Source organism: Shigella sp. FC1567, assembly GCF_001743015.1.
Classification (GTDB): Bacteria; Pseudomonadota; Gammaproteobacteria; order Enterobacterales; family Enterobacteriaceae; genus Escherichia; species Escherichia coli.
This window is the reverse complement of sequence record NZ_MIIV01000143.1, coordinates 1-4968: the sequence shown is the minus strand read 5'-3', so window position 1 is coordinate 4968 and position 4968 is coordinate 1. Positions and strand designations below refer to the sequence as shown.

The following is a 4968-nucleotide window of genomic DNA, read 5'->3' as shown; positions in this document are numbered from 1 at the left end:
CTCTGTGCTAAAATTTCTTTTTTTCATTGGAGCACCTGTGTTGTTCTGAGGTGAGCATATCACCTCTGTTCAGGTGGCCAAATTCAGTGTGCCACTTCAAAGAAGATAAGGTTAACGGGGTGAACGGTGTGGATTAAAGACGGGATAGCGATAACTAATAACCAAATCGACTAACCTGTTTTAGCAATAGTCTTTAACAACAAAATAGATTAACCAACCCAATGAAAAACAAATGAATTTAGCCAATCATTAAGATAAATCAGCGATTTTGCGCAACAAAGTCGTTTTAGATAATGCGAAAAAACAGCCTTTCCGGTACTCTACGGCGGTTTTATCGTCCTGTAGAGAAATTATGATGTCCACCACGTTATTTAAAGATTTCACCTTCGAAGCCGCTCACCGCTTACCACACGTCCCGGAAGGGCATAAATGTGGTCGCCTGCACGGGCATTCCTTTATGGTGCGACTGGAAATTACCGGGGAAGTCGATCCGCATACGGGCTGGATTATCGATTTCGCTGAACTAAAAGCGGCGTTTAAGCCAACTTATGAGCGCCTCGATCACCATTATCTCAATGATATTCCAGGTCTGGAAAACCCAACTAGCGAAGTTTTAGCAAAATGGATTTGGGATCAGGTTAAACCCGTTGTGCCGCTGTTAAGTGCGGTGATGGTAAAAGAAACCTGCACCGCTGGTTGTATCTATCGCGGCGAATGATAAGAGTGTGTCGGCGGTCAATTTCCCTTAAGTAACGCTATGTTAGGGTATTGTGTTCAGGATATCTGGGGCATGACATGGAAGACGACTGCGACATTATTATTATTGGTGCCGGTATTGCAGGCACGCTTGCGCGTTACGCTGCGCGCGAGCGGGTTTATCCGTTTTGTTACTGGAACGCGCTGAAATCCCCGGCAGCAAAAATCTTTCCGGCGGACGGTTATATACCCATGCACTCGCGGAACTCCTCCCTCAGTTTCATCTGACCGCGCCTCTTGAACGACGCATCACTCACGAAAGCCTTTCCCTGTTAACGCCCGATGGCGTAACGACGTTTTCCAGCTTACAGCCCGGCGGTGAATCCTGGAGTGTATTACGTGCACGGTTCGATCCGTGGCTGGTTGCCGAAGCCGAAAAAGAAGGTGTCGAATGTATCCCCGGAGCGACGGTGGATGCACTGTATGAAGAAAACGGCAGAGTCTGTGGCGTTATTTGTGGTGACGATATTCTCCGCGCCCGTTATGTGGTGCTGGCAGAAGGTGCCAACAGCGTCCTGGCTGAACGTCACGGGTTAGTGACTCGTCCTGCTGGCGAAGCGATGGCGTTGGGGATCAAAGAAGTGCTGTCGCTGGAAACATCCGCTATTGAAGAACGTTTTCATCTGGAGAATAACGAAGGCGCAGCGTTGCTGTTCAGCGGCGGAATCTGTGATGACTTACCCGGCGGCGCATTTCTTTATACTAATCAACAAACGCTCTCGTTAGGGATTGTTTGCCCGCTCTCTTCCCTTACGCAAAGTCGTGTTCCGGCAAGCGAGCTGCTGACTCGCTTTAAAGCGCATCCGGCAGTGCGCCCGCTTATCAAAAACACGGAATCACTGGAGTATGGTGCGCATCTGGTGCCAGAAGGTGGCTTGCACAGTATGCCGGTGCAATACGCCGGTAACGGCTGGCAGCTGGTGGGCGATGCGTTGCGCAGTTGCGTCAATACCGGAATTTCCGTGCGCGGCATGGGTATGGCGCTGACTGGCGCGCAGGCGGCACAAACGCTGATAAGCGCCTGCCAGCACCGCGAGCCGCAAAATCTGTTTGCGCTTTATCATCACAACGTAGAGCGCAGCCTGCTATGGGATGTTCTACAACGTTATCAGCATGTTCCGGCGCTTTTGCAACGCCCTGGCTGGTATCGGGCGTGGCCTGCGTTAATGCAGGATATTTCCCGCGATTTATGGGATCAGGGTGATAAACCTGTTCCACCGCTGCGCCAGTTATTCTGGCGTCATTTACGTCGTCATGGCCTGTGGCATCTGGCGGGCGATGTTATCAGGAGTCTGCGATGTCTGTAGCCCATAATCTCTGGCGCGTTGCTGATGCGCCGCACATTGTTCCGGCTGACTCCGTTGAGCGTCAGATGGTACAATGGTTGATTAACGCCTGTCCGGCAGGTCTTTTTTCGCTCACACCGGAAGGTGACTTACGCGTTGATTATCACGGCTGCCTGGAGTGTGGCACCTGCCGTTTGCTGTGCGACGAATCCACACTACAACAGTGGCGCTATCCGCCTTCCGGATTCGGCATCACCTACCGCTTTGGATAAATAATAAGGATAATTTATGCCCCTCTTACACCTGCTCCGCCAGAATCCGGTGATTGCTGCCGTTAAAGATAATGCCAGCCTGCAACTGGCAATCGACTCTGAATGCCAGTTTATTTCCGTGTTGTACGGCAATATCTGCACCATCAGTAATATCGTTAAAAAGATTAAGAACGCCGGGAAATATGCTTTTATTCATGTTGATTTGCTGGAAGGCGCGTCAAATAAAGAAGTCGTGATTCAGTTTTTGAAACTGGTGACCGAGGCGGACGGCATTATCAGTACCAAAGCCTCAATGTTGAAAGCGGCAAGAGCGGAAGGTTTTTTCTGTATTCATCGCCTGTTTATTGTTGATTCAATTTCGTTTCACAACATTGATAAGCAAGTTGCGCAATCGAATCCGGATTGTATTGAGATCCTGCCAGGCTGTATGCCCAAAGTGCTGGGCTGGGTGACAGAGAAAATCCGCCAACCGCTGATTGCCGGTGGGCTGGTGTGCGATGAAGAAGATGCGTGTAATGCGATTAACGCGGGTGTCGTGGCGCTTTCCACCACGAATACCGGGGTCTGGACGTTAGCGAAAAAATTACTTTGACGGGATAATCGTAACCAATTGAATTTGGTTTGATTTGTAGGCCGCACGCCACATCCGACATTCAGCGCCTGATGCGACGCTTGACGCGTCTTATCAGGCCTACAAGTCCCCAGGCCAGAACCGTAGGCAGGATCATCCGGCAACACATTATTGGCAATCTGCGTGAATGTTTGTCACCAGTGCCTCCAGCACCACTTTCCAGTCATCAACCACGCCAACATCTGCCTGTGAAAATACCGCAGCGCTGGCGTCATGATTAATCGCCACCACAAACTTGCTATTGCGTACGCCCGCCATTAACGCTGCTGCGCCGGAAGCGCCAACAACAATACACACCTCAGGTGCCAGCAAATGTCCGGAAATACCAATCACTTTTTCAGCATCAACGCCACCGTTCATCACTCGCGCCCGACTGTAGCCCACTTCGGCTCCCAGCTTTTCTGCCAGCATAGCGATTTCCTGGTTATCTGCCTCTCCGCCCTGCCCCACCACCAGCACCCGTCTGGCCTCAGCTAATGGGTCGCGAGTAACATTTTTCAGATCCTCTGTGCTAACCAGCCAGTCGGGAAGCGCACCCGGGACAATGTTCAGTTGTTGTATTCCAGAGGGCAACGTGGCGTTTTTCGCTGCTCCCGCCTGACGCGCCAGAGAAAGGCATAGCGGGCGTTTTTCTGTTTGCAGCGTCGCCGTTAGCGCATTTCCCCAGTGGGATTTGCGCACGCTTACGGTTGGAATATCTAACGAAGTCACCTGGCAGATGCTTGCACCATGTAAACGCCAGGCCAGCCGGGTCGACAGTTCATCGCCAAACGTTCCCGGCGGAAAGAGAACAACGTCCGCAGGCGTTCGCTGCCACTGTTCCACCAACGCATCCAGCACCTGTTCCGCCACTACAGGCTGAGGTTCAATCTGCCAGTGCGCCAGGGTACAACCACTGAAATCCTGCGCCGCCAGCCAGCTTGCTATTGCGGCATTCTCCTGATTTATTGTCACAATTGCGATATTCATGGCTGCATCCTTTGGCGTAAATAGTCCTGCCATAGCTTTTGAGCTTTTTCTGCTACCGTTTGCCCATCAATCAGCGTCGCTCCGCGTCGTTGCTCTGCTCTTGCCAGTTGCAGACACTGCATCGCTGGCATTTCGGCAGCAACAGTTTTACGGATAATTTCTGCTTTCCCCGCAGCCATTCGCTGGCGCATTCCCGGTACTGGCAAGGCCACTTCACCGCACTGACGCACGGCAATCACCGCAGGCAAGCGAACCCGGCAACAACGCAACCCATGTTCAGTACGCTGTTCGAGGGTGATAAACAGCGCGTCGAGAGTGAAACGCTCCACCTGGGTGAAGCAGGTCCAGCCCAGCATTTCCGCCAGCAAAAATGGCGTTTGCCCATTCTGCCCTTCGCTGCTTTGGCTGCCGGTAATTATCAGATCCAGCGGATTCTGATGCTGCCATTCGGCAATATGGCGAGCGACAAATTCCGGCGCAAAGCGCAGATCTGCCGCCGTCTCCAGCAATACAGCTTCCTCAAACCCAAGAGCCATGAGATAGCGCAGCCAGTGCAATGCCCGTTCATCCCCCATGCTCAACGCGGTTAAAGACATCGGCGTACCGTTTTTTCTCTGCGCCAACAGCAGCGCGGCAGCGGCCTGTTCATCAGCACCGAGTAAACTTCGCAGTAGCGAAATATCCGGTCCGCTTTTACCCTGAGCCGCCGCCTGCCACTCTTTTTCCGCCAGCATTCCGGCATCCGGTTCGGCTTTAAACGCTAACAGAATGTTCATTCGGTAATGCTGCCAACTTACTGATTTAGTGTATGATGGTGATTTTAAGGTGCTTGCGTGGCTTCCATTTCCATCAGATGTCCTTCCTGCTCCGCTACTGAAGGCGTGGTGCGTAACGGCAAAAGCACTGCCGGACATCAGCGCTATCTCTGCTCTCATTGCCGTAAAACATGGCAACTACAGTTCACTTACACCGCCTCTCAGCCCGGTACGCACCAGAAAATCATTGATATGGCCATGAATGGCGTCGGATGTCGCGCCAGTGCACGCATTATGGG

General features: G+C 52.1%; 6 protein-coding genes and 1 pseudogene. 5 read left to right on the top strand and 2 right to left on the bottom strand.

The window, feature by feature from the left end; translation table 11 throughout:
- The first annotated feature begins 355 nt into the window (after window positions 1-355).
- The 4 genes and pseudogenes from queD to BHE85_RS10365 all read left to right on the top strand — a co-directional run bounded on the left by queD (window position 356) and on the right by BHE85_RS10365 (window position 2906).
- Window positions 356-718 (top strand): 6-carboxytetrahydropterin synthase QueD, encoded by a 363-nt coding sequence (queD, locus tag BHE85_RS10380; RefSeq protein WP_000108294.1) that lies wholly within the window; start codon window positions 356-358, stop codon window positions 716-718.
- Between the two features lie 77 nt (window positions 719-795).
- A pseudogene (locus BHE85_RS10375) lies at window positions 796-2063 on the top strand (FAD-dependent oxidoreductase).
- A complete protein-coding gene (locus BHE85_RS10370; RefSeq protein ID WP_000109371.1) occupies window positions 2054-2314 on the top strand; it encodes a ferredoxin family protein in 261 nt (86 codons plus the stop codon). The pseudogene BHE85_RS10375 and the gene BHE85_RS10370 overlap by 10 nt, the downstream one beginning before the upstream one ends.
- A 16-nt stretch (window positions 2315-2330) precedes the next feature.
- A complete protein-coding gene (locus tag BHE85_RS10365; protein WP_001130265.1) occupies window positions 2331-2906 on the top strand; it encodes a glycerol-3-phosphate responsive antiterminator in 576 nt (191 codons plus the stop codon).
- Window positions 2907-3053: 147 nt separating this feature from the next.
- Here BHE85_RS10365 and BHE85_RS10360 read toward each other — a convergent pair whose 3' ends face one another.
- Both BHE85_RS10360 and BHE85_RS10355 read right to left on the bottom strand, forming a co-directional pair.
- Window positions 3054-3914: an electron transfer flavoprotein subunit alpha/FixB family protein gene (locus tag BHE85_RS10360; protein WP_004985808.1), complete on the bottom strand. Its 861-nt coding sequence runs from the start codon at window positions 3912-3914 to the stop codon at window positions 3054-3056.
- The gene (locus BHE85_RS10355) at window positions 3911-4690 is read right to left on the bottom strand and encodes an adenine nucleotide alpha hydrolase family protein (protein WP_001023523.1); all 780 of its coding nucleotides are present in this window, start codon (window positions 4688-4690) and stop codon (window positions 3911-3913) included. The genes BHE85_RS10360 and BHE85_RS10355 overlap by 4 nt, the downstream gene beginning before the upstream one ends.
- A gap of 57 nt (window positions 4691-4747) precedes the next feature.
- On the opposite strand from BHE85_RS10355, the gene BHE85_RS10350 reads away from it, so the two are divergent.
- A partial coding sequence (locus BHE85_RS10350) for an IS1 family transposase (protein WP_005004670.1) occupies window positions 4748-4968 on the top strand: 221 nt, incomplete at its 3' end.